Below are 26,337 nucleotides of genomic sequence, written 5' to 3' on the forward strand. Positions count from 1 at the left end.
CGAGAGACTTCCCCCAGTTTACCGGATTAGGAGGTCTCTCGGACCGGCGATCGCCCTCGGGGAGGAGTCCCCCGTGATTGAGGACCTATTTTGAGGGGCGCTGTCATGAAATAGATTGACTCACTGTTGGAATTTCCGGGGTTTGATTCGTTACCTTAATCCGCGAGAAAGCTCACGTTGTAATCTTTGATTCAACGTTGAGATGAATCGCGGCAACACCTGTGGTAAAATCACGTCAAGCGACTGAACGGAATCATGCTGGTATTTGAAGCCAAGCTAGAAGGAGCCAAAGAGCAGTACGAACGGCTGGACGAGGCGATTCGGACGGCTCGGTTTGTTCGTAACAGTTGCCTGAGATACTGGATGGACAACAAAGGAGTTGGACGGTATGAACTGAGCGCCTATTGTGCGGTTCTTGCCCAAGAGTTTCCTTGGGCAAAAAAGCTGAACTCAATGGCTCGTCAAGCCTCGGCGGAACGAGCTTGGGCAGCTATAGCCCGTTTCTACAATAACTGCAAGAAAACGATTCCCGGCAAAAAAGGGTTCCCTAAATTCAAGAAGCACAAGACTCGCGATTCAGTCGAGTACAAAACCTCAGGTTGGACGCTGTCAGAGGATAGAAGAACAATCAACTTCACTGACGGATTCCAGGCGGGACGCTTCAAGATGTGGGGGACTCGTGACTTGCATTTCTATCAGTTAAAGCAGATTAAACGGGTGAGAGTGGTCCGTCGCGCTGATGGCTACTACGTTCAGTTCTGTATCGACCAAGAGCGCCGGGAGGAACGAGAGCTGACTGGAAAAACGATCGGGTTAGATGTCGGATTAAATCATTTCTACACCGATTCAGACGGTCAGACGGTGGAGAATCCCAGATATCTCAGAAAGTCTGAGAGAGCGCTTAAGCGTCTCCAACGTCGATTCGCTAAGACCCAGAAAGGTTCCAAAAACCGAGAGAAGGCGAGAACTCGGTTAGGGAGGAAGCACCTCAAGGTAAGTAGGCAGCGTAAAGACTTTGCCGTCAAGACGGCATTGTGCGTCGTCCGGTCTAACGACTTGGTAGCCTATGAGGACTTGAAGGTGCGAAATCTGGTAAAAAACCATAATCTGGCTAAATCGCTCTCGGATGCGGCCTGGTCAACGTTCCGTCAGTGGCTGGAGTATTTCGGTAAGGTGTTCGGGGTGGCAACGGTTGCTGTCCCCCCCCAGTACACGAGCCAGAATTGCTCCAACTGCGGGGAGAACGTTCCCAAGTCTCTGTCAATGAGAACTCACCGCTGTCCTCATTGTGGTTTGGTCATCGACAGAGATTGGAATGCAGCCATCAACATCCTTGAATTAGGATTGCGTACCGTAGGGCATACGGGAACTCACGCCTCTGGAGACATCGATCTCTGCCTTGGTGGGGAGACTCCTCAAGGTAAGTCGAGTCGTGGAAAGAGGAAACCTCATCAGTAATGGTGGGAATCCCACGCTATATTCTTTGAATTAGCGTGGGAGGATGTCAAAAGACAATAGAGAACGTCAGGATCTAAATCGGCCCCATTTTCCCAATAGATTGTTCCCCAGTCGGGATTCACCTTCACTGTGGCAAAGTAATCTGGATCTGTAAGGGGGGCGAACACTCCTGTAAAGTTAATTAACTGACTTAGCTGTACAATCCCCTCAACACCATCTTCAAAATGAATCCGAAGTTGGTCGTTCTCAAGAGGTTCGACAGCGACAATATCTTGAAGCATAAGGCTCAATCGGGGGATGAGATTGTGTTTATCCGATAGCGAGGAGGGCGCGCCACTTGCGGTGCGCCCCTACGGTGGTACGATTTTTGAAAAATGGTATAAGGAGGGGGATGGTCATGGTAATACATGGTGATCACCCCTCCCGAAAAGCGGCTAATTTCGGGCATTCCCTAGATATTCAAGCGTTGATAGACTTGATCGAGATTGCGTAGATGATATTGGGGATCGAAACACTCATCCACCTCTTCCGGGGTGAGATGTTGCGCCACCCGAGGATCTTGACTAATCAACTTGCGGAAATCGCCATTGGGTTGATTCCAAGCACTGTGAGCGCAAGACTGGACGATCGCATAGGCATCTTCCCGACTCAACCCTTTCCCCACCAGGGTTAATAACACCCGCTGGCTGAAAATTACGCCGCCATAGAGGTTCATATTACGCAGCATATTCTCGGGATACACCAGCAAATTCTTGACTAACTCCGTGGTTTCATGGAGCATAAAGTGCAACACGGTACAAGAATCCGGCAGAATCATCCGTTCCACGGAACTGTGGGAAATATCCCGTTCATGCCATAGGGCCACATTTTCCAGGGCCGCTACAGCATTGCCCCGAATCACCCGCGCTAATCCCGACAGGCGCTCGGAACGAATGGGATTGCGCTTATGAGGCATGGCTGAGGACCCTTTCTGACCTTTGGAGAAGTATTCCTCAACTTCTAACACATCGGTGCGTTGTAAGTTGCGAATCTCTACTGAGAACCGTTCCAGGGAAGCCGCCACTAAGGCTAACGCTTGCACAAACTCGGCATGGCGATCGCGGGAAATGACCTGAGTTGAGGCCATATCCGGTTCTAATCCCAATTTCTGACAAGCCAGGGCCTCAATCCGGGGGTCTAAATTCGCATAGGTCCCCACCGCACCGGAAATTTTACCCACCGCCACAGACTGACGCACCGCCACCAGGCGATCGCGATGACGCAGCATTTCCGCCAACCAACCGGCCAACTTAAAACCAAAGGTAATCGGTTCGGCGTGAATGCCGTGGGAACGGCCCACCATGACGGTATGGCGGTGTTGTTGGGCCTGATAGCGAATGGCCTGAATCGTATCTTCGAGTCGTTGCAACAGGACATTGCTGCTAGCTACCAACTGCAACGCCAGAGCCGTATCCAGCATATCGGAACTGGTCATCCCCAAGTGGATATAACGCCCCGCATCGCCGACATATTCGTTGACGTTGGTGAGAAAGGCAATTACGTCATGACGGACTTCGGCCTCAATTTCTAAAATGCGCTCCGGCTCAAAGTTGGCTTTGGCTTTGATGTCCTCCACCGCCTCCATGGGAATATAGCCGAGTTCCGCCTGGGCCTCACAAACGGCAATTTCAACTTGCAGCCAAGTTTGGTATTTATACCGATCTGTCCAAAGGTCGCCCATTTCGGGCAAAGTGTATCGTGGGATCGACATCCGCCATTCAACGTAATTACAACCCTCCCATTGTACGACGGCGGGTGTAACCTGCTGATTTGGAATTGGGTCATCGAGGGGGGGATAATTAAACCACATCAGGTGTCACAATGAGGTTGGATATGCCAGATCTCCCTAATTCCCAAAAATCCGTGTCCCCTAATTCTGCCCATTCCGTTGCCGTTCAACATCTTAAGGCCCTACGACGGGCGATCGCCGCCCAAGAGGAACTGATTTCTAGTGCCTATGCCAGCCAGCGAGCCGCACGGGGACAGTTAATGCTCAAATCCGTCCTCTTGGAAATCATCCAAGTCTTCAGCCGTTTGACGGCGGCGGAAGAGGGAAGTATCTTTTTGCTCAACGACGAGGGAGTTGTCATCGAGAGTATTCTGGCACGGGGCGCCACGATGCGAGAACTCAAACGCAACCTGATTGGACAAGTGTTAGATCAGGGATTGGCCGGATGGGTGGTTAAGCATCGCCGTTTAGGCATTATTGATGACACTGAAACCGATGATCGTTGGGTTACGTTGGCCCACCAGCCCTATGAGGTGCGATCGGTGCTTTGTATCCCCATTTTTAAAGCCAAGCAAGTCTGTGCGGTGGTGACGCTGATGCACCCGAATGTGGCCCATTTTAGTCACCTGGCAGTTCTGCGCTATATGGATGTTGTGGCTTCTGTGGTGGGGTTGGTGCTTGATAATGTTCAACAGAAAATTGAGTTAACTGAAGTCAATGACTTAGAGGCGATCGGTTCAAGCGAGTCTGTTCCCATCTCCGATCCCTCCACTGACAGTTCATCACCCACCTCAGAAACGCTCAACACGGAACTGACGCAAACAGGAGTTTATATTATTACGGGCGAAGGGAAGTTCCTCTATGCTAATCCCTGCTTTGCCCATGTGTTTGATTACCGACTGGAGGATTTAGTCACCCTGAATTCCATGTTTGAGTTAATTTGTCCCCAGACGGGCGACCTCCTTCTCCAAGATATTAAACGCTGTCTCAATCGGGAAACTCGCAGTTTTCGCGGTTCCTGTGAGGGACGGGGCAAACATGGCGACAGAATCCCCCTCATCCTCGAAGGCAACCTCACTCGCTTCTACGGCAAACCGGCGATTGTGGGAACGCTCAGTAGGCAATAGGGCAAGAGGCAAGAGGCAAGAGGAGAACCACAGAGTCACGGAGGACACGGAGGTAGAGGAGGTAGGGGAGGTAGGGGTGAAAAATTTTTCGCCCCTATTCTCTGTTCCCTAAGAAATTGCTTGCTTTAGCTCTTGACAAAATTGCTCTATCTGTGCTAAGCCTTCGGCAGCGGTTCCTTGATTGAGACGTTTGACGAAGGCACTGCCACAAATCGCCGCATCTGCTCCCCAGTCCTTCATTTGGCGGGCGTGTTCCGGTTCTGAGATGCCGAAACCGACGCCGATGGGTTTGTCGGTGACGGCTTGGAGTTGGGGAATTAACTCTTTGACGCGATCGCTCACTTGGGTGCGGGTTCCGGTCACTCCAGTTACACTGACGAGATAGATAAACCCTTGGGACTTTTGGGCGATCGCCAAAATCCGCTCTTTCGGGCTAGTGGGGGCCACCAGTAACACCACTTCTACCCCAACCTTCGCAGCACAATCGAGCAAAAACTGAGACTCTTCTAGGGGTAAATCGGGAACCACCAACCCCTTCACTCCCACCTCAGCAATCGAGTTGAGGAAGGCTTCGATACCTCGGTGCAAAATCGGGTTGTAATAGGTAAACAGAACAATTGGGGCGGAAATCTCAGGGCCAACCGTCCGTACTAGCTCCAAAACATCGTCGAGTCGGACTCCCTGTTTCAAGGCCCGTGTGGCGGCGGCTTGAATGGCGGGGCCGTCAGCGAGGGGATCGGAATAGGGAACTCCCAATTCAATGATATCGGCACCACTGCGATCGAGGACTCGTAAGGCCTCGGCCGTTGTGTTTAAATCCGGATCTCCGGCAGTAATAAAGGGAATTAAGGCACATTGCCCCGCTTGACGTAAGCTCGCAAACGACTCAGAAACCGATTTCATTGAATTATTCAGAAGGATGGGAAGAAGATTTGGGGGAAGATGTCTCTGGGGAGGACTCCAACTCATCGAGACTCGCCAGGAGGCGATCGCGTTCTTCGGGAGTCATGGTTTCCCAGCGTTTCTCAATCACGGACTGGGTATAGTCCCGAAGCTGCTGATGATAGGTCATATTGCTAGTGGCGAAGCGAAATAAATACGTCGCCACCCAGCCAACCAGGCCGGCAATCAGAAGCACCTGACTCCAGATTCCCGCCGAGGCTGAATCGAGTCCCACCTGTTGCAGAACTAGATAGGCGGCACCTCCAGCAATAAAGACACCAAACCCGATCGCAAGTGCATCAATTCGTCGCATAGTGACCGTCAGATTATCCAGCTTGATTCGGGGTGGGGGGAGAGGGGGTACAGCAGGGATTAGAGATTGAGTTCACGTTTCTGAGGGCGGAAGTTGAGGAACAGCCCCCAGATAATCATGCCCGGGAAGAACATGAACACCAAGAAGTACATGATAAACCGTTCAATGGAACTGGCCACATACCAACGCTTCTGAAGGTACAGATAGATTCCCAGGGGAACCACCAGTAGATAGGCTCCGGCTAAACCGAGATACAAGGCGAGGGCAAGCAGTTCTGGGGTCAGCGCAATCATTCCTAAAGTCCTAGTGCTGAGTGTATTGGCTCGCTATCAGTTTACCCCATGAGGGCACAGTCACGGCGAGGAGATGGGGCCAAGCCGCCAGAATGTCCCAGACCAGATAGACTAAATTTGGCAATCGAGATCAGTTCCCCAGGAGGGATTCTATGGATATCAAAACCGCCTTACTCGCACTCACCCCGGTTTTCGTGGTGTTGTGTCTGTTTTTCGGGACTCGTAATGGTTTTTACGACTCTGATAACTATCATGGCAATGGATCGGCTCATTAAGTTGTCCAACCCGACGCCATTACGCCCCTAACCCGGATGCTCCCCAGACTAGGGCGATCGCCTCACTCTGGGGGGTGCGGTAAAATTTGCCCTAAGGCGATCGCGCCCACTCAGGGGCCAAAACACACCATGAAACCGAAATTCAAGAGTGAACTCGCTTGGCAACAGGCACAACTGCTGATGCAACCGGCACTGATTCGCGTCGTGGATAATATCCGCAAACGTCTCGAACAAACCTCCTGGAAAGCCACTTACCAAGAAACCCAGGTTCCCGTTCCCGGCTATCAGCTGCTGCTCGAATTGGGCGATCGCCAAAAAAAACTTGACATCTGGGAACTCTGCTACCGCGTCTGTTTCCGAGATTATGTTCCCACCCCCAGCCCTGAACAGGCCTGCGAAGTCGAGATTGACACTAGCCTGATTGACGATGGAGAGGTCGATTGGGAACGACTCGATGAAAAAGCCCGCACCGTCACCCATCTGGTATTGGCCGATCTCCCCGAACCCTAACCGCTAATCCGGCGTTGTCTCTGATAACTCCGACGTTTGGGCTTCTAGATGGGCCAAGAGAGTTTTCAAACGCATTCGAGGGATATAGGGCCAGCCCCCCTCTGACTCAATTTCCCGCAAAAACGAATATAAGGCCCGGCGAGTATCCGGTAGAGCCGGACGAAACTCCTGTTCACAAATTTCTCGGTGGAGGGCTTCGAGTAGCCGTAACAACCCCAGCAACGCCTCTGGATTCCCATGACAGCCCTGGGCTACCTGTCGCACCACCTGTTGCACCTCTTCCAAGGTTTCGGTTGACTGCCCATCCTGCGATTGTCTGTTCTGAGACTCTTGCACCATAAACGCTCTTTGAATCCGGCCATGTTAATTCAGGGAACCCCTCCCGATAATAGCCGATTCTAGGTCATTAGACTGGGGCTATAGCGGAACTCATAACAGCTCGCCAATGATGTCAACGGAATATCCTCTTCTGTCGCCTTCCCAGGGGCTTCTCCCCGGATTTTGAGCGATCGCGCCGCCAGGGCCTGTCCCCGCCACGATAAAATATGAAAACCGTTGGGGTAAAATGAACCCCGCCCTAAACTAAACCTGAGAATCGACGAGGAGATAGCAAGAGCATCATGGGAAGAGTCGTCGGCATTGACCTAGGCACTACAAACTCAGTTGTTGCTGTGATGGAAGGCGGCAAACCCGTCGTTATTGCTAATGCAGAAGGAATGCGGACGACCCCTTCAGTCGTGGGCTTCAGCAAGGATGGAGAACGGCTTGTGGGACAGCTAGCACGTCGTCAGACCGTCCTTAACCCGCAAAATACCTTTTATGCCATTAAACGCTTTGTGGGACGCCAATACAGTGAATTAGACCCAGTCTCGAAACGAGTTCCCTACACCATCCGCCGTGATGACTTTGGCAACGTCAAAATTGCCTGTCCTCGCATGAAGCGGGATTTTGCCCCAGAAGAACTTTCGGCCATGATTCTACGGAAACTCGCCGATGATGCCCAACGCTATCTGGGGGAGGAGGTAACCGGGGCGGTGATTACCGTTCCTGCCTATTTCAACGATGCCCAACGCCAAGCCACCCGAGACGCAGGACGAATTGCTGGGTTGGAGGTGAAACGGATTCTCAACGAACCCACCGCCGCCTCGCTGGCCTATGGCTTAGATCGGGCTGACAGTCAGACCATTTTGGTGTTTGACTTAGGGGGAGGAACCTTTGATGTCTCGGTGTTGGAAGTCGGCGATGGCGTGTTTGAAGTCAAAGCCACCAGCGGCGATACCCAACTGGGGGGGAATGACTTTGACAAGAAAATTGTCGATTACCTGGCCGAACAGTTCCTAGAGACGGAAAAAATCGATCTACGGCGCGATCGCCAAGCCCTACAACGGCTCACCGAAGCCGCCGAGAAAGCCAAAATCGAACTCAGTGGTGTCGGCGTCACGGATATTAATCTGCCCTTCATCACGGCCACGGAGGACGGGCCCAAACACATTGAAACCCGTCTCAGTCGCGGTCAATTTGAGGGCCTCTGTGGCGATTTACTCCGTCGTCTACGCTTACCGGTGAAACAGGCGGTGATTGATGCGGGGTTGCATCCCCGAGAAATCGATGAAATTGTTCTGGTGGGCGGTTCAACGCGAATGCCCATGGTAGAAGATTTGGTGCGCAATCTAATTCGCAAGGACCCCAACCAGAACGTTAACCCCGATGAAGTGGTAGCGATTGGCGGTGCGATTCAGGCGGGAATCCTGGATGGAGAAATTGCCGATGTCTTATTATTGGATGTAACGCCCCTTTCGGTGGGCTTGGAAACCGTCGGCGGGGTGATGAAAAAACTGATTCCACGTAACACGACCATTCCCGTACGGCGATCGGATATCTTCTCCACCTCAGAAAATAACCAAAGTCAAGTGGAAATTCATATCGCCCAAGGGGAACGGGAGATGGCGGCTGATAACAAGTCCCTGGGCCGCTTTAAGTTAACGGGGATTCCTCCAGCCCCGCGAGGAGTTCCTCAAATCCAGGTGGCCTTCGACATTGACGCCAACGGCATCTTACAAGTCAGCGCCCTTGATCGCGCCACGGGCCGAGAACAGAGCATCACGGTGCAAGGGGCCTCAACTCTCAACGAAGCCGAAATCCAAAACGCCATCCGTCAGGCGGACAAATTCGCCGAAACCGATCGCCTCCGTCGCGAGAAAGTTGATCGCCGCAACCGCGCCGAAGCCCTAGCGGCCCGGGCTGAACGGGAGTTACGTTCGGTAGCCCTGGACTTTGGGCTATCCTTTGCCCAAGGGACACGCCGCCGCGTCGAAGCCCTAGTGCGAGAACTCCGAGATAGTCTCGCCCGCAACGATGAACGAGGCTTAGACTTAGCCTCTGCTAGTTTGCAGGATGCTCTCTATGAACTAACACGGGAGGTTTCAGAATACTCCCTAGAAGCCAAAGGGGAAGGCTTTTTCGATAATATCCGGCGCACCATTGTCGGCGATGACGATCCCAATTATGGCTTTGAGGAGCGCCGCCCCGTCCGTCGCGGTCCACCCCCCGATCGCATCTCTCGGATGTCGCGCACGAATGCCTATGATGAAGATTGGGGCGACGACGATGATTGGTTCTAAGTCGGCAAGACGATACCAAGGCGGTGCGTTCCGGCAAGTTTTAATGGAGTCGTCGCCCAACCTTGATTGAAGCCGGAACACACCCTACGCCCCTGTTTCGGTGTTCCCTGTTCCCTGTTCCCTGTTCCCTGATCTCCCCTAATGCAAAACTTCCGCGATTACTACAAAATATTGGGAGTTCCCCGAGATGCTTCAACTGAGGAAATTAAACGCTCCTACCGGCGACTAGCCCGGAAGTACCACCCGGATATGAATCCGGGGGATAAGTCAGCTGAGGAACGGTTTAAGGATATCGGGGAAGCCTACAACGTGCTGTCCGATTCAGCTAAACGCAGTCAATACGACCAGTTCAGCCGCTTCCTCAATCAGAAGAAAGCCAAACGGCGACCGGTGGCTCGCAGTCCCCGCAGTACTGCCCCAGCGGATGCCCGTTTCGAGCAGTATGCGGACTTTAATAGTTTCCTCGATGATCTCCTCAATCGTCGTCCCAATGCCCGCAGCACTCCCCAACCGCCCCCAGGGACACGCCTACGGGTGGATGGCCCGGAGGCATTCCGCACCCGCACTACCAAGACAGCTTATACTGTCTCGCGCCCGGCCCCCCAGGATGTGGAGGCGTTGCTGACATTACCCCTGGAGAAAGCCTATAGCGGTGGCCGGGAGCGGATTCGTTTGGAGGATGGGCGATCGCTCGAAGTGACAATGCCCCCGGGAATGGTGACGGGGCAACGGATTCGTCTCAAGGGCCAGGGCAATCAAGGGGGGGATTTATATCTCAAGATTACCGTTGCCCCTCATCCTTTATTCCGCATTGAAGGGGCGGATATTGTCTGTACCGTTCCGGTGACACCCTCCGAGGCGGTATTGGCAGCTAAGGTGGAGGTGAAGACCTTAGATGGTTTGGTTAAGGTGGGACTTCCCAAGGGAGTGAAGTCAGGACAGCGGTTACGTTTGGCGGGGAAAGGCTATCTGACACGGGATGGCCAGCGAGGGGATCAGTTGGTGGAGGTGCAAATTGTCACTCCCCCAGAGATTAGTGCTGAGGAACGGGAACTCTACGAGAAATTGCGATCGCTCGAAACCTTTAATCCCCGCCGCGATGGCTAAGATTCTCAAACAGGGCCCGGGTTGGCGGCTGGGCTATCATCCAGAGGCTGGATCTTATGTGGGGTTATTGGGGGGGGATAATTTCGCTTTTGAGTTAACTGAGGCGGAGTTTGAGGAGTTTCGCCGCTTGTTGCAACAACTGAGTGAGACGATTGTGGCGATTACCCCGGAGTTAATGGATGAAGAACGCATTACCTGTGAGGTGGAGAGCGATCGCCTTTGGATGGAGGCTGATGGCTATCCAGGGAACTATCGCATTCGTCTAATTCTCAATCATGGACGACGCTGTGAGGGAGAATGGTCACCAGAGGTGGTTCCGAATTTGCTTCAGGCGGTGAAAATGATAGAGGTGTTTTAGAGGCTTCCCTGACGAGGTTCAGCTGTTTCGAGGACTTGCAGACTTGGTTCAATCAACTCAACCGCTAATTCCTTGTTGAAAGGGGGTCACAACAGGCCACAATAGATGACGTTGATTTTTGACCCCCGTAGCGATGAACTTTCAAAACCTGATCCTGACCCTACACCAGTTTTGGAGCGATCGCGGCTGTGCGATCGCCCAACCCTACGATACGGAAAAGGGGGCAGGAACCATGAACCCTCATACCTTCCTCCGGGCGATCGGGCCCGAACCCTGGGCGGTGGGCTATGTCGAACCCTGTCGCCGCCCTACGGATGGCCGCTATGGGGAAAATCCCAACCGCTATCAACATTATTATCAGTACCAAGTCCTCATCAAACCCTCCCCAGACAATATCCAAGATCTCTATCTGGATTCTCTACGGGCCCTAGGGATTCGCCCCGAAGATCGGGATATCCGCTTTGTGGAAGATAACTGGGAGTCTCCAACGTTGGGGGCCTGGGGCGTGGGTTGGGAAGTCTGGTTAGATGGGATGGAAATTACCCAATTTACCTATTTCCAACAATGTGGCGGTATTGACTGCAAACCGGTTGCCATTGAGATTACCTATGGTTTAGAACGGCTGGCTATGTATCTGCAAGAAGTGGAGGCCTTCACCGAGATTCAATGGGCCGACAACCTCAGTTATGGGGATGTTCACCTGCAAGGGGAGATTGAACAATGTACCTATAACTTTGAAGCCTCCAACCCAGAGATGTTGTTTACCCTGTTTGGGTTATACGAACAGGAAGCCGAACAACTGACACAACGAGGCTTAGTGGTCCCGAGTCTTGATTATGTTCTCAAATGTTCTCATACCTTCAACCTCCTGGATGCCCGGGGGGTGATTTCGGTGACGGAACGGACTCGTTATATTGGTCGGATTCGGAATTTAGCCCGCCGGGTGGCTCATTTGTATCTCAAGCAGCGGGAGGAGTTGGGCTTTCCTCTAGCTGAGGAAGTGCTGGCCAAGTCGGCGTAAGGGAACGGGGTTGAGGTTGGGGTTGGGGGGCGATCGCTCCTCAGCTTCAACCATCCATATTAAAGGAATTACACCAAAGAATCGCCATACATCTGGAGCTGTGCCTATTCCTTGGGCTCTCCAGGAGGGGGCGATCGCCGTTTTTGAATTCGGGTTTTGGTTATCCACCAGCCGCCCAGGGAACAGAGGATACTGGCTAGTAAGGCGATGATAAAGGGGTGGGGAGGAAGCCAGGGGCGATCGCTACTGGGGAGTTGCCAGGGTTCGCTGGCTAATCCTGAGGTGGAGGCGACGATCGCCCCGGCGGCGATTCCGACCCCCACGGCTTGGATTTGGTCTTGTAAGTCTTGGTTGGCTTTTTGTTGTCGTTCTTGTTCGGCTTTGGCGTTGGCTTCGGCTTTTTTCTCCTGTTCCTGTTGTTCTTGCTCTCGCTTTTTCTCCCGACGCTGCCAGATGCGATCGCATTGGGCTTGGTCGATTTCTACGATAGCCCGAATGGAGGCGATCGCCTGACGGATTAACCCGGTTCCCTGGTCAAAATACCTTAAATCTGATTCGATTTGTTGCTGAAATTGCCGCGCCGTTTCTTCTCCGAAATAGCTCAAAAAGGAGAATTCTTCCTTATCACTACCCAGGGTAGCACAGATTTGCTCAATTTTGCTGTTGTAATTGTTACGATTTATGTAGATTGTCGTTAATAAATCTTTCATTTTTCGCAGGATGCGATCGTAGCTGAGGGAGTCGCTGGAGAGTTGTTTTAACTGAGTCTTAAAGTCTTGGAGATAGGTGGAGTCTTGGGGGTTGGGTTCGGCGCGATCGAGTTGAGATTGGATATGGTCTAAGGTGGGGTCTAAGCTATCATAGTATTGCTTGAGCTTCTGATAGGTGTGGCGGCTGTCGTAAAAGGCTTTGACGACTTTGTGGCGGTAGAAGAAGAGGTCAAAGATATCGAAAAAGCAGTTTTGCAGAGTTTGGTCGGCAATTTCATCGCGAAATAGCCAGATGAGAACCTGGGGAGATGTATCGGGTTTTTGGGGATTCCCATATTCAAAAATAGAACTCCCAAATAACTCCCCGCGACGGGATAAGGGGGGGTCGGAACAGTTGAAGAGGTGTTGATAGCAACCGTTGGCGAGTTGTTTGAGATAGGAGCGGTCTTGTTGTCGGGTTTGGCGGGTTAACCAAACCGTTAGGATGAGGGTTTCTCCTAGGAAACGGGGACTGAAGGGAAATTGCAGACGGTTCTGGGGATTAAACTGTTGTAATGTCTCTAGGTTAACGTCTTCCGTTTGGTCGTTTTCTTCGTCATAGCCAATGTTGAAAAAGACACCATAGCTATCTTGAAGTTGGAGGGGTTGGATAAAGCCTTCCAGGTTAGACTCGTCGCTGAGGTTGAAGTCAATCTCCGTTTGGGGTGGGGGGAGGAGGATGCGATGTTCCCCGAGGTGGAGTTGGGGACTGAGTTGTTTGGGGGTGAAGTGTTCGAGGAGGCGATCGCAGTTTTCCCAGAGGGGGTGTGTTTCTCCCTGGGTGTTATCCTTGCGGAGATGATACGCACATAAATAGAGGTTGGGGGCGAAAATTTTCATCATAACTGATTATCATTCATGGGAGTCGCTTGTCCAGCGGCGCGTTGTTGTTTGGCTTGACGTGCGGCGGTGACTAAGGCAGATTGAGTCCGATTAAACGCCGTATCCCACCGTTTTTCATCCTGTAAATCGGCGATATAGTCTCGTAAATGTTTCATCACTTGAAGTTGAACGGTATGGGGTAAGGATTCAATTAGATTTACTAAGTCTCGAATGGCTGGGGATGACATCTATTTAATTTTCCTGGTAAGTTTCCCAAAAGTTTATAAATTGTCTAGCAACTTGAATTTGTTTTTTGGCTTCCGACACAGTAATGTTAACATCTAAATCATAATCACTCCGGTTGCGCATATCCTGTGCATCAATTAAAGCCCGGTGAAATTCTCGGAATTTTTGATTATCCTTAGCAAATTCTCGACCGAAAGCACTAATTACAGCAGAATGGCTGGAAAAACTTAAGTTTTTGGCTAATAAGAAGGCAGAAGCAATATAAAACATCGCATAATAAGCACGCGATGTTGCGAGTTCAGAAAGATTATTCTCTACCAATAAATCTGCACCCATCAAACTACGTTTTGCTTTTTCTAGTAGTAATCTTTGCTCGTCAGTCATAAAACAATTCCTTCTCTATGAACATTTAAGAGAAATGGACTTTTTTCTCGATCAAAACGCTGCTCTGAGACAAAAGAACGGGAAATTACAGTGTCATATTTCAAGGATAACTCTTGAATTATGCGACTGGTTTTCTCGATTTCATCAGTATAATTAAATGCAGATTTCATAACAATGAGAAGGTCAATATCTGAGTCGGGTTGTGCTTCTCCCCTAGCTTGAGAGCCGTATAAAACAATCTGAACAATCTGTTCGGAATAATGAGCCTTAAACCAACTTTTAATGGACTCTGTAATTTCCGGTAAATTTGGGTGTTTCATCGTTTTAAGTTTGGGTGAAACCTCATTTTGGTGTTGACCTTTAAACCTTAATAAATTCCGAGTTTAGGTCGATTTGCCAATTTTCATCAACAAATTCTAGGTTTTCATCATAGACTAACATCAGTTCTGCGATAGAAATGGGAGGGTTAGCAGTTTCGAGATTGAGGGTGAATTTCAGTTGAATGCGGCGTTTGTCTCCGGTGAAAATTACCCCACTGCTGATGAGTTGGGGCGACAGAGGACGAGGGAGGGTAATAGTTTCATAAAAGCGATCGCTTTCATCCCAATAGCCGGATATTTGATAATCACATAATGCTAAATGCTCCAAAACTAGAGCATTAGCATCAATACCCTTAACTACCTCTGATAAATTGTCCCAAACCGGATGATTTTTTAGGATAGTCATAGAAATTATCACGATTTACCCTCTTTTGTCCCCATTCTCGGAACCCGGTTTCGGAGGATTTGGGTAATCTCAGGATATTGATTGACCACCGCGCGATCGTCAGTTTGGGGACCATCATTATTCGCCCCTCTCAGCTTTCGTTCCCCAACTTTGTCCATCAATTTTTGAGTTAACTTAGGATAAGAGCGACACCATTTTTTGATTTCCGCCGCCACGTCAGCATCTGACTGATTTTGACAAGCCACTAAACTCTCTCGGAGGGTCGGTAATCCTTGAATGGCTCCCGAGGTTTCCAAAATATTATCGGGGTTCGTTTCCCAGATTTCCCAAAAAGCAGCAAGGCGTTGTTCGGGGGTCATGGCTTATCACTCCTGTTAGACAGTTCTTAGATGTTACGCTCCAATGGCACAAAATGCCGCCCAATAGTAGGGAGAGTCAAAGGGCTTATAGTCAAGAGGATAGGAATCTATCATATCTTCTATTTCCTCCCGTCGCTCTGGGCTAATCACAGCACAGTTCTCAACCCATTCTAACAAATCTTGCACCGTGGCTTCCCGCAACCAAGTCTGAGTCTGTCGCAACGCCAAAACCACGGACAGGTCAGACTGCTGGAGAGTTTGATAAAACTGAATCATAAAAATCGCGGTCGAGATATCCGCCACGGCCCAAAGGGTACTCACCACATTGGGAGAACCCGCCAAAATGAAGCCACTGGGGAGGCCGATATATTCATCACTGGTGGAGGTGAAGTCGGTGATACCGGTTTCGCAGGCGGAGAGGGTGACGAGACGGCAACGGGTCAGGTCTAGGCGTAAGATATCCTCTAAGGTGAGACATTTTTGCAGGTCGAGGAGTTTGTTGTCTTTCAGGGGCAGATAGCGGCTGGGGTCATCGGTTGGCGGCGGGGGGGTAAATTCGCTTTTAGCCAGGATGAGGGCGGATTTGAGGGCATCTTCAAAGTTGAAGTAGCCGTGACAGGAGAAGTGGGTACAGTGGGCGTTTTTCAGGGTTTCCGCATCAAGGGCGGTTTTTTCGGCTTGGTCATGTTTGAGGACTTGGTGGGGGTTAAACAGGGATTGGATGGATTCGACTTCCATATCGGTGAATTGGAGGTCTTGGGTGGGGTTTTGGATGGCGAAGAAGCGGTTAAAGTCGGGGCGTTGTCGGTTTTGGGCTTGTTTGAGGACTTGGCAGTTGGGGGCGTAGGCGATACCTTTGGGGAAGAGGTCTTGTAGGTAGGCTTCACCGTCTTCTGTGGTAATGGGTAAGGCGTGGAGGGGGAACAGGTGCAGAGCAAGGTGAGGGATGAGGATGAGTTTTTGGCAGTTGGGGAAGTTTTTCCGTAGATTTTGCAGGATTTCGTCCAGGTGCAGGATTTTGGGGAGTTGTTCGAGGTGTTGGGGGAGAATTTCTCGCCATTGGCTGTTGTTGTCGATATAGTCGTCAATATAGGTGTTTCCCCAGTCGATCAGTTGGTCCAGGTCTTCCTCGGAAGATGTCCAGAGGTTAAGGGTTTGCTTAGTGAGAGTGAAAGTAAGAAACTTGTCATTCAGGACATACCATTCTAAGATGACGGTTTCATCATTCAGCAGATATTGAATATCCGAGAATTTCAACGGTTTATAGGGATATTTGGCTTGAAATTCTTCCCGCAGTTGACTGATGTGGGTATAGTCGGGGTTGGGGTCTTGTTTGAGGCGACGGTCTTCTTCAGAAATTGCTTGACGGAGTTCTTGCAACCGTTGGCGGACTTCGGCGGGAATGTCTCCGCCTGGGTATGCGTCGCGGGTGGCGATGAGTTCTGTCAGGTTGCGGGCTTTACTGCGGTCTACATATTCAATGGCATCGGTGTATCTGCCCAATTCTAGGCACACTTCCACCATGCCGATATAGAGTCCAGCCCATTCTTCATTGAGTTTACGTTTGGATTCATCTCCAGATGTAATTTCACCCCGTAGGTATTCCACTGTATTAAGTGCTTGTTTAAAAGTCCTATAGGCATTTCGCAGGGCAGTTTGTTTTTTTACGGAGTCATTATAGCACCAGGATTGAGTTTGGTAGGCTAGTCCTAGGATAACTAAGGTTTGTGTGTGTTCTTGAGGAAAAGCAGCGCGGGTATAGACTTCTAAGGCAAATTCAGAACAAATGATTGCCCTCTCCAGGTTCTCCGCTTTCTCTCCTCGGATGCGCTGACCGTAAGCATTTGCCAAGTTATTTTGCGTCCTTGCCCGTTGCTCAGGAAAAATGTTGGCAGTGTAAACGGATAAAGCAGCTTCACAAAAGGAAATTGCCTGTTCCAAGTTCTCGGCTCGTTCTCCTTGAACTCGCCTAATGTAAACATTTGCCAAGTTAATTTGAGTTTCTGCCCATTGTTCGGGATGAGCAATACGAGTTCTGACTTCTAACGCAGAATTGTAGCAAGATATTGCCTTTTCTAAGTTCTTACCTCGTTCTCCTCGAAGCCGTGATAGATAGGCAACTCCTAGGTTATTTTGCGTCATTGCCCATTGTTCGGGATAGGCACTGCGAGTATATACTTCTAATGCAGCTTTATTATATGCTATTGCCTGTTCTAGATTCTCGGTCTGTTCTCCTCGAATTCGCTCGCAGTAAATATTGGCTAAATTGCTTTGTGTTCTTGCCCATTCCTCGGGGTAGGTACTTGATGAATAAACTTCCAAGGTAGCTTCAGCGTACATAATCGCCTGTTCTAAGTTAGAAAATCGCTCTCCTCGAATACGAGATAAATAGGAAATGGCCAAATTATTTTGTGTGGCTGCCCATTGTTCGGGATAGGCACTGCGGGTGTACACTTCCAAGGCAGCTTCATTGTGTGCTATTGCTTGTTCTAGATTCTCAGCTTTCTTTCCGTAGATACGGTTATTGTATAGAGCTACCAAATTATTTTGCGTCATTGCCCATTTTTCGGGATAGGCACTACGGGTTCTTACTTCTAAAGCTGCTTCATAGTAAGCTATTGCTTGCTCCAAGTTCTTCCCTCGGTCTCCTTGGATGCGATACAGGTAAGTATTGCCCAAGTTATTTTGCGTTTCCGCCCATTGTTCAGGATAGGTACTGCGGGTATATACTTCTAAGGCAGCTTCATAGTAAGCAATTGCTTGCTCCAAGTTCTCCCTGCGCTCTCCCTGAATGCGATTGAAGTAGGCAAGTCCCAGGTTATGTTGAGTCATTGCCCATTTTTCGGGATAGGCACTACGGGTTCTTACTTCTAAGGCCGCTTCATGGTAAGCTATTGCTTGCTCCAGGTTTTCCCTTCGCTCTCCCTGGATGCGGTTGGAGTAGACAAGTCCCAGGCTATTTTGCGTCATTGCCCATTTTTCGGGATAGGCACTAAATGTGTACACTTCCAATGCTGCTTCATAATAAGCTACTGTTTGCTCCAGGTTTTCCCTTCGCTCTCCCTGGATGCGTTCCGAGTAAACAAGTCCTAGGTTATGTTGCGTCATTGCCCATTGTTCGGCATAGGCACTACGGCTATACACTTCCAATGCCGCTTGATAATAAGCTATAGCCTGTTCTTGATTGTCAGATTTCTTTCCTTGGATACGGTTGTTGTATATACCTGCCAAGTTATATTGAGTTGCTGCCCATTGTTCAGGATAGGCACTAAATGTGTACACTTCTAATGCCGATTCATAATAAGCTATAGCTCGTTCTTGATTGTCAGATTTCTTTCCTTGGATACGGTTGTTGTATATACCTGCCAAGTTATATTGAGTTGCTGCCCATTGTTCAGGATAGGCACTAAATGTGTACACTTCTAATGCTGATTCATAATAAGCTATAGCTCGTTCTTGATTGTCAGATTTCTTTCCTTGGATACGGTCTTTATATACACCTGCTGACTTATGTTGTGTAGCTGCCCATTGTTCGGGATAGGCACTAAATGTGTACACTTCCAATGCCGCTTCACAGTAAGCTATAGCCCGTTCTTGATTGTCAGATTTCTTTCCTTGAATACGGTTGTTGTATAGGTCTGCTAATTTATGTTGCGTTATTGCCCATCTTTCGGGGTAGGCACTACAGATATACACTTCTAATGCCAATTCATAGCAAGTTATGGCTTGCTCCAAGTTGTCTCTTCGCTCTCCCTGGATACGTTCCGAGTAGGCACTTCCCAAGTTATATTGCTGCACAGCCCACTTTTCAGGAAAGGCTTGACAAGTAAAGATCTCTAAAGCAGCTTGGTAGCACATAATGGCGGCTTCTATATTCTCAGATTGTTCCTCTTGTACACGATCACTGTAGGCAAGTCCTAGGTTGTTTTGAATCATTGCCCAATCTTCAGGTAACTGATCTCGGCTACAAATTTGCAATGCCTCTTGAAAATACATAATAGCTTGCTCTATATTATTTGATTTATCTCCTTGAACACGATTGGAATAGGAACAACCTAGGAAATTGTTTAGATCAACTAATTCTCGAATTGAAGATTTTTTATCGGAAAGTGTTAACGCATTTTTATAGCAATTGATCGCCTTCTCAATATTTTCAGATCGCTTACCTTCTATTCGATCACTGTATGCGTTACCCAGTCTGGTTTGAGTAATAATCCATAATTTAGTATGTCCTTTTTTTTGAAAAAAACTCGAAATAACTTCATATCCTACAATCGCAACTTCAAGATTGTTTGTTCGGTTGCCTATTGGGAAATCATGAATTAAGTTTGAAAAACTACCGATAACGCCAGCAATTTTAAGATTTTCTTCGTCTTCAACCCTGTGCAGTACCTGAGCTGCCCACATTTGCAAGGTTTGAGCAAAATTTATTCCTATTTTATTTAAATTTTGTTCAAGAAAATTATAAATAATAGACGGATTACCTCCAGTATCTGAAGTCAATTGCAAAACCTGCATTAAAAAGTTGAGATAGTCTTCCTCTGTCCCCTGAGCTTGACCCTCCCCCGTCGCGACCCCAGAGGTTTGACTGTTGAGATATTGTCCCACCTCCTGCACCACATCCCGCAAAAACAGCGCCTGATTCTCCTCTCCCTCTTCCTGCAACTGCGCCGCCACCAACTCGCACACCTGCACAAACCCCTCATCCACCAACTCCAGATGACCGTTGAGGATTTGCAGTTCCTCCCCACTGGGACATTCGAGGAGTTCTTGAATCAGGGAGAGATAAGCCTGCACTCGTTGTTCATCCATAGCCGCGCACCGGGTAGGGGATAGAACCCCGATTTTACCTCATTCCCAAACCTCAGAAACCGGGTTTCTTTGTTAAATCTTTGTGAAGAAACACCAGATGCTGCCAGAAACCCGGTTTCTTTTGCCCGACTACCCAGAAACTGGGTAGCTAAAGATTCCTAACTTTGCGTAACTCCTCCAAAAACTCCTCCCGCGTCACAGACTCTAAAACCTCGCGCCTTTCCTGGGTATAATCTCCCTGTCCCCAACCCATTTGTTGCAAAAAGCGAATCGCATCAGACTGTCCCAAATGACTGACTAAAATCTGATAGCCCTTTTCTCTTAACTCTAATGCGTTCATCATCAACAACTCCTGTTTACTACTCCTATAAAACCTCAATCAGCCACCCCACCGGACTACGAATTAGGATGAGGGTTTCTCCTAGGAAACGGTAGTTGTTCGGGAGTCATAGCTTATCACTCCTGTTAGACAGTTCTTAGATGTTACGCTCCAATGGCACAAAATGCCGCCCAGTAGTAGGGAGAGTCAAAGGGCTTATAGTCAAGAGGATAGGAATCTATTATATCTTCTATTTCCTCCCGTCCTTCTGGGCTAATCACGGCACAGTTCTCAATCCAGTCTAACAAATCTTGCACCGTCGCTTCCCGCAACCAAGTTTGAGTCTGTCGCAACGCCAAAACCACGGACAGGTCAGACTGCTGGAGAGTTTGATAAAACTGAATCATAAAAATCGCCGTCGAGATATCCGCCACCGCCCAAAGGGTACTCACCACATTGGGAGAACCCGCCAAAATGAAGCCACTGGGGAGGCCGATATATTCATCACTGGTGGAGGTGAAGTCGGTGATACCGGTTTCGCAGGCGGAGAGGGTGACGAGACGGCAGTTGGTCAGGTCAAGGCGTAAGATATCCTCTAAGGTCAGACATTTTTGCAGGTCGAGGAGTTTGTCGTCTTTCAGGGGCAGATAGCGACTGGGGTCATCGGTTGGCGGCGGGGGCGTAAATTCGCTTTTAGCCAGGATGAGGGCGGATTTGAGGGCATCTTCAAAATTGAAATAGCCGTGACAGGAGAAGTGGGTACAGTGGGCATTTTTCAGGGTTTCGGCATCAAGGGCGGCTTTTTCCGCTTGGTCATGTTTGAGGACTTGGTGGGGGTTAAACAGGGATTGGATGGCTTCGACTTCCATATCGGTGAATTGGAGGTCTTGGGTGGGGTTTTGGATGGCGAAGAGGCGGTTAAAGTGGGGGCGTTGTCGGTTTTGGGCTTGTTTGAGGACTTGGCAGTTGGGGGCGTAGGCAACTCCCTTGGGGAAGAGGTCTTGTAGGTAGGTCTTACCGTCTTCTGTGGTAATGGGTAAGGCGTGGAGGGGGAACAGGTGCAGGAAACGGTGAGGGATGAGGATGAGTTTTTGGCAGTTGGGGAAGTTTTGTCGTAGATTTTGCAGGATTTCGTCCAGGTGCAGGATTTTGGGGAGTTGTTCGAGGTGTTGGGGGAGAATTTCTCGCCATTGGCTGCCGTTGTCCATATAGTCGTCAATATAGGCAACTGTCCAGTCGATGAGGTTTTGTCGGTCTTCCTGGGAAGATGTCCAGAGGTGAAGGTTTTGGTTGGTGAGGGTGAAGGTTAGGAATTTATCATCCAGGACATACCATTCTAGGATGACGGTTTCATCATCCAGCAGAGATTGAATATCCGAGAATTTCAACGGTTTATAGGGATATTTGGCTTGGAATTCTTCCCGCAGTTGGTTGATGTGGGTATAGTCGGGGTTGGGGTCTTGTTTGAGGCGGCGGTCTTCTTCAGAAATCTTTTGACGGAGTTCTTGCAACCGTTGGCGGACTTCGGCGGGAATGTCTCCGCCTGAGTAGGCGTCACGGGTGGCGATGAGTTCAGTTAAGTTGCGGGCTTTACTGCGGTCTGCGTACTCAATCGCGTCGGTGTATCTATCCAATTCTAGGCACACTTCCACCATGCAGAGATAGAGTTTATTCCATTGTTCATTCAGTTTCCGTTTGGCTTCATCCCCAGAAGTGATTTCACCCCGGAGCAATTCCACAGTATCTAGTGCCTGGTCAAAGATACTGTAGGCATTTTCGAGAGCCGTTTGTTTCTTTTCAATGTCGTGGGTGTAGTCGTAGTATTGGTCTCGATAGACAAGTCCTAAGTTATAGAGAGTTTCTGTGTGGTTTTGGGGAAAAGAAATACGAGTATAGACTTCCAGCGCTTCTTGGTATAGATAGATAGCCCTCTCCAGGTTCTCCGCTCTCTCTCCTTGAATGCGGTTACGACAGGCTTCCCCTAAGTTCATTTGAGTCCCTGCCCATTCATAAGGAAAGACTTCACGAGTATAGACTTCTAAACTCGCTTCCATGAAAGTGATAGCTCTTTCTAGGTTATCCCCTCGCTCTCCCCGGATGCGAATTTGGTAGGCATTCCCCAAATTCATTTGAGTCTTTGCCCAATCTTCAGGAAAGTTGTCATGAGTATAGACTTCTAAACTAGCCTTCAAGAAGGCAATCGACATCTCCAGGTTATCCCCTCGCTCTCCCTCAATACGAGTTTGGTAGGCATTGCCCAAGTTCATTTGAGTCCTTGCCCATTCGTAAGGAAAGGCTTCACGAGTATAGACTTCTAAACTCGCTTCCATGAAAGTGATAGCTCTTTCTAGATTCTTCGCTCGCTCCCCACAAATACGATTACGGTAGGTTTCACCCCGGTTATTTTGAGTCCTTGCCCATTGTTCAGGAAAGGCTTTACGAGTAAAGACTTGTAAACTCGCTTCTAAAAAGGTGATCGCCCTTTCAAGATTATTCGCTCGCTCTCCCCGGATGCGGGATAGATAGGCAACCCCCAAGTTGTTTTGGGTTGTTGCCCATTGTTCAGGAAAGCCTTCACGAGTATAGACTTCCAAACTTGCTTCCATGAAAGTGATAGCTCTTTCTAGATTCTTCGCTCGCTCCCCTTGAATGCGGTATAGATAGGCATTCCCCAAGTTATTTTGGGTTGTTGCCCACTCTTCTCGAAAAGACTCGCGGGTGTAAACTTGTAAGGCCAATTCAGAAGCTCTAATAGACCGTTCTAGGTTATCTAGACGTTCTCCCCGGATTCGGAACAAGTACGCATTACCTAAACCACTGTGACCTCGTGCCCATTCATAAGGCAAAGTGTTTTTTGTACATAGTTCTAGGGCGAGTTCTATAGCAGAAATTGCCTGTTCAAGATTGTCTCCTTTATTGCCTTTTATACGAAATAAATAGGCATTTCCCAAGTTATTTTGAGTCATCGCCCAATCGAGAGGAAAAGATTCACGCTTACGAACCCTTAAGGCTAATTCTAAGGCAGTAATGGCAATTTCTATATTGTTGGCACGTTCACCTCGAATGCGAAATACATAGCAATTTCCCAAAGTATTTTGACTTCTCGCCCATTCGTAAGACAGTGTTTCCTGTGTACAGACTTCTAAAGCCGCTTTGCAATATCTTATAGACTTTTCTATATTATCTTCTCGCTTTCCCCGGAGGCGAAAAAAGTAGGCATTACCCAAATTAGTTTGAATCATTGTCCATTGTTCTGGAAAAGCCTGACGGGTACACACTTCTAAGGCAGACTCGTAATAGGTGATAGCCTTTTCAATATTTTCGCTTCGCTCTCCTTTAACTTGGAATAGATAGGCTTCACCCAAGTTATTTTGGGCCATTGCCCATTTTAGAGGAAAGGCAGTCTTAGTAAAAACGTCTAAAGCAGATTGGTAACAGAGAATAGACTTTTCAATATTCTGCCCCCGATCTTCTCTGATGCGGTTATGGTAGGCAATTGCCAAGTTATTTTGAACGCCTGCCCAATCTTCGGGATAAGCTTCACGCGCAAAGACTTTTAAGACAGACTCATAAGAGGCGATCGCAATTTCCAGATTATCAGCCCGATTCCCTAACGAGAACTGCTGAATTAAATTACCAAGTAAAAAAATAACGCCTGCGATTGCATAGGCTTGGCTGGGTTCAACCTTCCCAAAAACTTGACTTGCCCAGTTTTGCAGTGTCTCAGCCAAAGTCAAATCTAGCTTATCTAGGTTCTGTTGCAGCAGAGGATAAACCACATGGGGATTACCTTGACTTTGTTCGATCGCCTCCAACACCTTGATCAAAAAGCTGAAATAATCCTGCTCTATCCCCGGACTTTGACTCTCACCCGTCGCCACCCCAGAGGTTTGAGTGTTGAGATATTGTCCCACCTCCTGCGCCACATTCCGCAAAAACAGCGCCTGATTCTCCTCTCCCTCTTCCTGCAACTGCGCCGCCACCAACTCGCACAGCTGCACAAACCCCTCATCCACCAACTCCAGATGACCGTTGAGGATTTGCAGTTCCTCCCCACTGGGACATTCCAGGAGTTCTTGAATCAGGGAGAGATAAGCCTGCACTCGTTGTTCATCCATAGCCGCTCACCGGGTAGGGGATAGCACCCCAATTTTACCTCATTCCAGAGACTCAGAAACCGGGTTACTTTATTAAATCTTTATGAAGGAACAGAGAGGCTGCCAGAAACTCCGTTTCTTTTCCGGCGACTAGAAGCCCGGTTTCTTCCCCGAAAAGATGAGTTATAATAATCCAACAGAGTCAAATTACCTGAAAACTTATACCCTGACTATGACCCGGCAACCTACTCAAAATCAGCCCCCGGCAATCGAAGCACGAGTCACCAGCTTGGAAATCGAACTCACTCAACTTAAACAAGTCTTAGCCACCGTCACCTCACCACAACAACCCTGGTGGGAAGGCATTGCTGGGAGTCATGCTAATGACCCCACCTTTGAAGCGGTGATTCAACTCGGACAAGAATGGCGCAAAACGGCTGAATATGGACTTGAAAATTGCTGCCATTTCTCTGGTTCACAATGCCACCCTCCTAACGTGCAACCAGTCTGATTTTGGCATTATCCAAGAACTCTCTATCGAAAATTGGCCAATCAACGGTTCTTGAATCAGGGATAAATAAGCCTGCACTCGCTCTTCATCCATAGCCGCGCACCAGGTAGGGGATAGCACTCCCATTTTACCCCATTCCAGAGACTCAGAAACGGGGTTACTTTATTAAATCTTGGTGAAGGAATCGAGATGCTGCCAGAAACCCGGTTTCTTTTGTCAGAACACCCAATTATCAATTATCAATTATTTCGTCGTATTGGGTGCTGTTGTCTGTTGGCTGTTTTTTCATCGTCAGCAGAATCTCATCTAAAAATGTTTGGTCGAGAAGCTGATGGCGTTCTTGGGTATAGTCGCCTTGACCCGAAGTAAAGTATTGAATAAACCGGATTGTATCAACAACTCCCAAGGAATTGATTAGGACTTGATAGCCTTGTTTTATTATTTCTTGTTGTGTCTTGCTCATAATTGCTTTTTAGTTTACGGGGTCTTCTGGCTCTAGGGTGAGATTTGTTGCATGGAATACAACATTGTAGGGGCGAAAAATCCCCTCCTGGGAGGGGTTGGGGTGGGTTATGCCCCTACGGCAACGGATGTAATCTGCCATAAATTTTCCTTATACCCCTAAATCCAGAAGACCCTTTTACGAGGAGTTCTTGAATCAGGGAGAGAGCAGTCTGCGATCGCGATTCATCCATAGCCACGCACCCAGTCATCCACCTCACGCATCTTGTACAGTAGCCATAACAGGCATATTCCCCTGGATTGAGTTATCCTAGAATAGAGACTGAACCTTAAAAAGCGAGACGTCGGCAATGGGTACTATGGATAATTCCCCAATCCAGGATAGAGAATCAGCGGCTCCAATGTCTGTAACAGATTTACAGAGTCAACTGAATGATTTACTCAAGCAACTATCCCCTGAGCGATTACGGGTTCTGGCTGATTTTGCCGCTTATTTGGCTAATGCTGAAAGCGAGAGTGCAACCCAAGAACTCTTAGAAATTCCGGGATTGCTAGAGCGAGTTAAGCAAAATCACGCAACCCCGAAGAACCAGTACACAAGTTGGAGAAACCTCCGCTCTGATGTCTGATGTAGGGGCGAAAAATTTTTCGCCCCTACTCCCGCGATCGCACCCGAATATCAAAGTTCTGAAAGGAGACTATGCAGGCTATTACCGCTATCGTATAGGTGACTACAGGGTCATATATACGATAGATGATAAATTAGTCCAAGTGTTTGTCATCGCGATCGCCCATCGCCGTGAATCTTATGAGCGGTGAGAATGAGTTGATAAGCTTAGTGATCGGCAAAACCCCTCATCCACCAACTCCAGATGACCGTTGATGATTTGCAGTGCTTCCCCACTGGGACATTCGAGGAGTTCTGGAATCAGGGAGAGATAAGCCTGCACTCGTTGTTCATCCATAGCCGCGCACCGGGTAGGGAATAGCACCCCGATTTTACCCCGTTTCTGAGTCTCTGAAATGGGGTTACTTTATTAAATCTTGGTGAAGGAAC

28 protein-coding genes are annotated in these 26,337 nt (G+C 48.9%); 11 read left to right on the forward strand and 17 right to left on the reverse strand.

All coding sequences use genetic code 11. From position 1 onward, the window contains the following. Positions 1-255: 255 nt before the first annotated feature. A complete protein-coding gene (locus tag NEA10_RS19890; RefSeq protein WP_252663092.1) occupies positions 256-1,458 on the forward strand; it encodes an RNA-guided endonuclease InsQ/TnpB family protein in 1,203 nt (400 codons plus the stop codon). On the opposite strand, the gene NEA10_RS19895 is transcribed toward NEA10_RS19890, so the two are convergent. After that, on the reverse strand, positions 1,452-1,739 hold the full coding sequence (locus NEA10_RS19895) for a DUF2442 domain-containing protein (protein WP_252663093.1): 288 nt from the start codon (positions 1,737-1,739) through the stop codon (positions 1,452-1,454). The two genes, NEA10_RS19890 and NEA10_RS19895, sit on opposite strands and share 7 nt — an antisense overlap. A 170-nt stretch (positions 1,740-1,909) precedes the next feature. Continuing rightward, a complete protein-coding gene (purB, locus tag NEA10_RS19900; RefSeq protein ID WP_252663094.1) occupies positions 1,910-3,208 on the reverse strand; it encodes an adenylosuccinate lyase in 1,299 nt (432 codons plus the stop codon). A gap of 152 nt (positions 3,209-3,360) precedes the next feature. Here purB and NEA10_RS19905 point away from each other — a divergent pair, with 152 nt between their 5' ends. Beyond that, positions 3,361-4,353: a GAF domain-containing protein gene (locus NEA10_RS19905; protein ID WP_252663095.1), complete on the forward strand. Its 993-nt coding sequence runs from the start codon at positions 3,361-3,363 to the stop codon at positions 4,351-4,353. A 108-nt stretch (positions 4,354-4,461) separates the two neighbouring features. Here the strand turns inward: NEA10_RS19905 and trpA are convergent, their stop codons facing one another. From trpA to ndhL, 3 genes are read right to left on the reverse strand one after another with little or no spacing between them, the layout of a single operon-like run. Continuing rightward, positions 4,462-5,256 carry a tryptophan synthase subunit alpha gene (trpA, locus tag NEA10_RS19910; RefSeq protein WP_252663096.1) on the reverse strand — a complete coding sequence of 265 codons (795 nt, stop codon included), beginning with the start codon at positions 5,254-5,256 and terminating at the stop codon, positions 4,462-4,464. A 4-nt stretch (positions 5,257-5,260) separates the two neighbouring features. Next, positions 5,261-5,608: a DUF3007 family protein gene (locus NEA10_RS19915; protein WP_252663097.1), complete on the reverse strand. Its 348-nt coding sequence runs from the start codon at positions 5,606-5,608 to the stop codon at positions 5,261-5,263. Between the two features lie 59 nt (positions 5,609-5,667). After that, positions 5,668-5,901, reverse strand: a complete 234-nt coding sequence (gene ndhL, locus NEA10_RS19920) for an NAD(P)H-quinone oxidoreductase subunit L (protein WP_309494453.1) — start codon at positions 5,899-5,901, stop codon at positions 5,668-5,670. 152 nt (positions 5,902-6,053) lie between these two features. Here ndhL and NEA10_RS20930 point away from each other — a divergent pair, with 152 nt between their 5' ends. Further along, positions 6,054-6,176: a DUF8629 family protein gene (locus NEA10_RS20930; RefSeq protein WP_258719047.1), complete on the forward strand. Its 123-nt coding sequence runs from the start codon at positions 6,054-6,056 to the stop codon at positions 6,174-6,176. 129 nt (positions 6,177-6,305) lie between these two features. Continuing rightward, positions 6,306-6,686: a hypothetical protein gene (locus NEA10_RS19925; RefSeq protein ID WP_252665413.1), complete on the forward strand. Its 381-nt coding sequence runs from the start codon at positions 6,306-6,308 to the stop codon at positions 6,684-6,686. 3 nt (positions 6,687-6,689) lie between these two features. Here the strand turns inward: NEA10_RS19925 and NEA10_RS19930 are convergent, their stop codons facing one another. Next, entirely contained in the window at positions 6,690-7,025 is a 336-nt protein-coding gene (locus tag NEA10_RS19930; RefSeq protein WP_252663098.1) for a hypothetical protein, read from the reverse strand. Positions 7,026-7,306: 281 nt separating this feature from the next. Here NEA10_RS19930 and dnaK point away from each other — a divergent pair, with 281 nt between their 5' ends. The 4 genes from dnaK (at position 7,307) to glyQ (ending at position 11,793) form a co-directional block, all read left to right on the forward strand. After that, the gene (gene dnaK / locus NEA10_RS19935; RefSeq protein ID WP_252663099.1) at positions 7,307-9,307 is read left to right on the forward strand and encodes a molecular chaperone DnaK; all 2,001 of its coding nucleotides are present in this window, start codon (positions 7,307-7,309) and stop codon (positions 9,305-9,307) included. 141 nt (positions 9,308-9,448) lie between these two features. After that, complete coding sequence (locus NEA10_RS19940) at positions 9,449-10,414, forward strand: DnaJ C-terminal domain-containing protein (RefSeq protein ID WP_252663100.1); 966 nt, start codon at positions 9,449-9,451, stop codon at positions 10,412-10,414. After that, positions 10,407-10,772 carry a DUF1818 family protein gene (locus NEA10_RS19945; protein WP_252663101.1) on the forward strand — a complete coding sequence of 122 codons (366 nt, stop codon included), beginning with the start codon at positions 10,407-10,409 and terminating at the stop codon, positions 10,770-10,772. The genes NEA10_RS19940 and NEA10_RS19945 overlap by 8 nt, the downstream gene beginning before the upstream one ends. A gap of 133 nt (positions 10,773-10,905) precedes the next feature. Continuing rightward, positions 10,906-11,793 carry a glycine--tRNA ligase subunit alpha gene (gene glyQ / locus NEA10_RS19950; RefSeq protein WP_252663102.1) on the forward strand — a complete coding sequence of 296 codons (888 nt, stop codon included), beginning with the start codon at positions 10,906-10,908 and terminating at the stop codon, positions 11,791-11,793. A gap of 104 nt (positions 11,794-11,897) precedes the next feature. Here the strand turns inward: glyQ and NEA10_RS19955 are convergent, their stop codons facing one another. The 9 genes from NEA10_RS19955 to NEA10_RS19995 form a co-directional block, all read right to left on the reverse strand. Beyond that, positions 11,898-13,385 carry a hypothetical protein gene (locus tag NEA10_RS19955; protein ID WP_252663103.1) on the reverse strand — a complete coding sequence of 496 codons (1,488 nt, stop codon included), beginning with the start codon at positions 13,383-13,385 and terminating at the stop codon, positions 11,898-11,900. Beyond that, complete coding sequence (locus NEA10_RS19960) at positions 13,382-13,612, reverse strand: hypothetical protein (protein ID WP_252663104.1); 231 nt, start codon at positions 13,610-13,612, stop codon at positions 13,382-13,384. Before NEA10_RS19960 ends, NEA10_RS19955 begins: the two co-directional genes overlap by 4 nt. A gap of 4 nt (positions 13,613-13,616) precedes the next feature. Further along, positions 13,617-13,994 carry a HEPN domain-containing protein gene (locus tag NEA10_RS19965; RefSeq protein WP_252663105.1) on the reverse strand — a complete coding sequence of 126 codons (378 nt, stop codon included), beginning with the start codon at positions 13,992-13,994 and terminating at the stop codon, positions 13,617-13,619. Further along, complete coding sequence (locus NEA10_RS19970) at positions 13,991-14,314, reverse strand: nucleotidyltransferase domain-containing protein (RefSeq protein ID WP_252663106.1); 324 nt, start codon at positions 14,312-14,314, stop codon at positions 13,991-13,993. The genes NEA10_RS19965 and NEA10_RS19970 overlap by 4 nt, the downstream gene beginning before the upstream one ends. 40 nt (positions 14,315-14,354) lie before the next feature. Beyond that, positions 14,355-14,720, reverse strand: coding sequence for a hypothetical protein (locus tag NEA10_RS19975; RefSeq protein WP_252663107.1), 366 nt, complete (start codon positions 14,718-14,720; stop codon positions 14,355-14,357). 8 nt (positions 14,721-14,728) lie between these two features. Continuing rightward, positions 14,729-15,079, reverse strand: coding sequence for a hypothetical protein (locus NEA10_RS19980; protein WP_252663108.1), 351 nt, complete (start codon positions 15,077-15,079; stop codon positions 14,729-14,731). A gap of 33 nt (positions 15,080-15,112) precedes the next feature. Continuing rightward, entirely contained in the window at positions 15,113-19,891 is a 4,779-nt protein-coding gene (locus NEA10_RS19985) for a CHAT domain-containing protein (RefSeq protein WP_252663109.1), read from the reverse strand. A 148-nt stretch (positions 19,892-20,039) separates the two neighbouring features. Continuing rightward, positions 20,040-20,234, reverse strand: coding sequence for a hypothetical protein (locus NEA10_RS19990; protein WP_252663110.1), 195 nt, complete (start codon positions 20,232-20,234; stop codon positions 20,040-20,042). A 140-nt stretch (positions 20,235-20,374) separates the two neighbouring features. Further along, positions 20,375-24,328: a CHAT domain-containing protein gene (locus NEA10_RS19995; RefSeq protein WP_252663111.1), complete on the reverse strand. Its 3,954-nt coding sequence runs from the start codon at positions 24,326-24,328 to the stop codon at positions 20,375-20,377. Between the two features lie 211 nt (positions 24,329-24,539). Between NEA10_RS19995 and NEA10_RS20000 the strand changes: the two genes are divergently transcribed. Continuing rightward, the gene (locus NEA10_RS20000) at positions 24,540-24,818 is read left to right on the forward strand and encodes a hypothetical protein (protein ID WP_252663112.1); all 279 of its coding nucleotides are present in this window, start codon (positions 24,540-24,542) and stop codon (positions 24,816-24,818) included. Positions 24,819-25,050: 232 nt separating this feature from the next. Here the strand turns inward: NEA10_RS20000 and NEA10_RS20005 are convergent, their stop codons facing one another. Next, on the reverse strand, positions 25,051-25,281 hold the full coding sequence (locus NEA10_RS20005; RefSeq protein WP_252663113.1) for a hypothetical protein: 231 nt from the start codon (positions 25,279-25,281) through the stop codon (positions 25,051-25,053). A 400-nt stretch (positions 25,282-25,681) separates the two neighbouring features. Here NEA10_RS20005 and NEA10_RS20010 point away from each other — a divergent pair, with 400 nt between their 5' ends. Together NEA10_RS20010 and NEA10_RS20015 are read left to right on the forward strand one after the other, a co-directional pair. Then, a complete protein-coding gene (locus tag NEA10_RS20010; protein ID WP_223304052.1) occupies positions 25,682-25,909 on the forward strand; it encodes a hypothetical protein in 228 nt (75 codons plus the stop codon). Next, positions 25,902-26,099, forward strand: coding sequence for a type II toxin-antitoxin system RelE family toxin (locus NEA10_RS20015; RefSeq protein ID WP_252663114.1), 198 nt, complete (start codon positions 25,902-25,904; stop codon positions 26,097-26,099). The genes NEA10_RS20010 and NEA10_RS20015 overlap by 8 nt, the downstream gene beginning before the upstream one ends. Here the strand turns inward: NEA10_RS20015 and NEA10_RS20020 are convergent. Continuing rightward, complete coding sequence (locus tag NEA10_RS20020; protein ID WP_252663115.1) at positions 26,087-26,245, reverse strand: hypothetical protein; 159 nt, start codon at positions 26,243-26,245, stop codon at positions 26,087-26,089. The genes NEA10_RS20015 and NEA10_RS20020 overlap by 13 nt on opposite strands. Between the last annotated feature and the right edge of the window lie 92 nt (positions 26,246-26,337).

It is taken from the genome of Phormidium yuhuli AB48, assembly GCF_023983615.1.
In the GTDB taxonomy this organism is placed as follows: Bacteria; Cyanobacteriota; Cyanobacteriia; order Cyanobacteriales; family Geitlerinemataceae; genus Sodalinema; species Sodalinema yuhuli.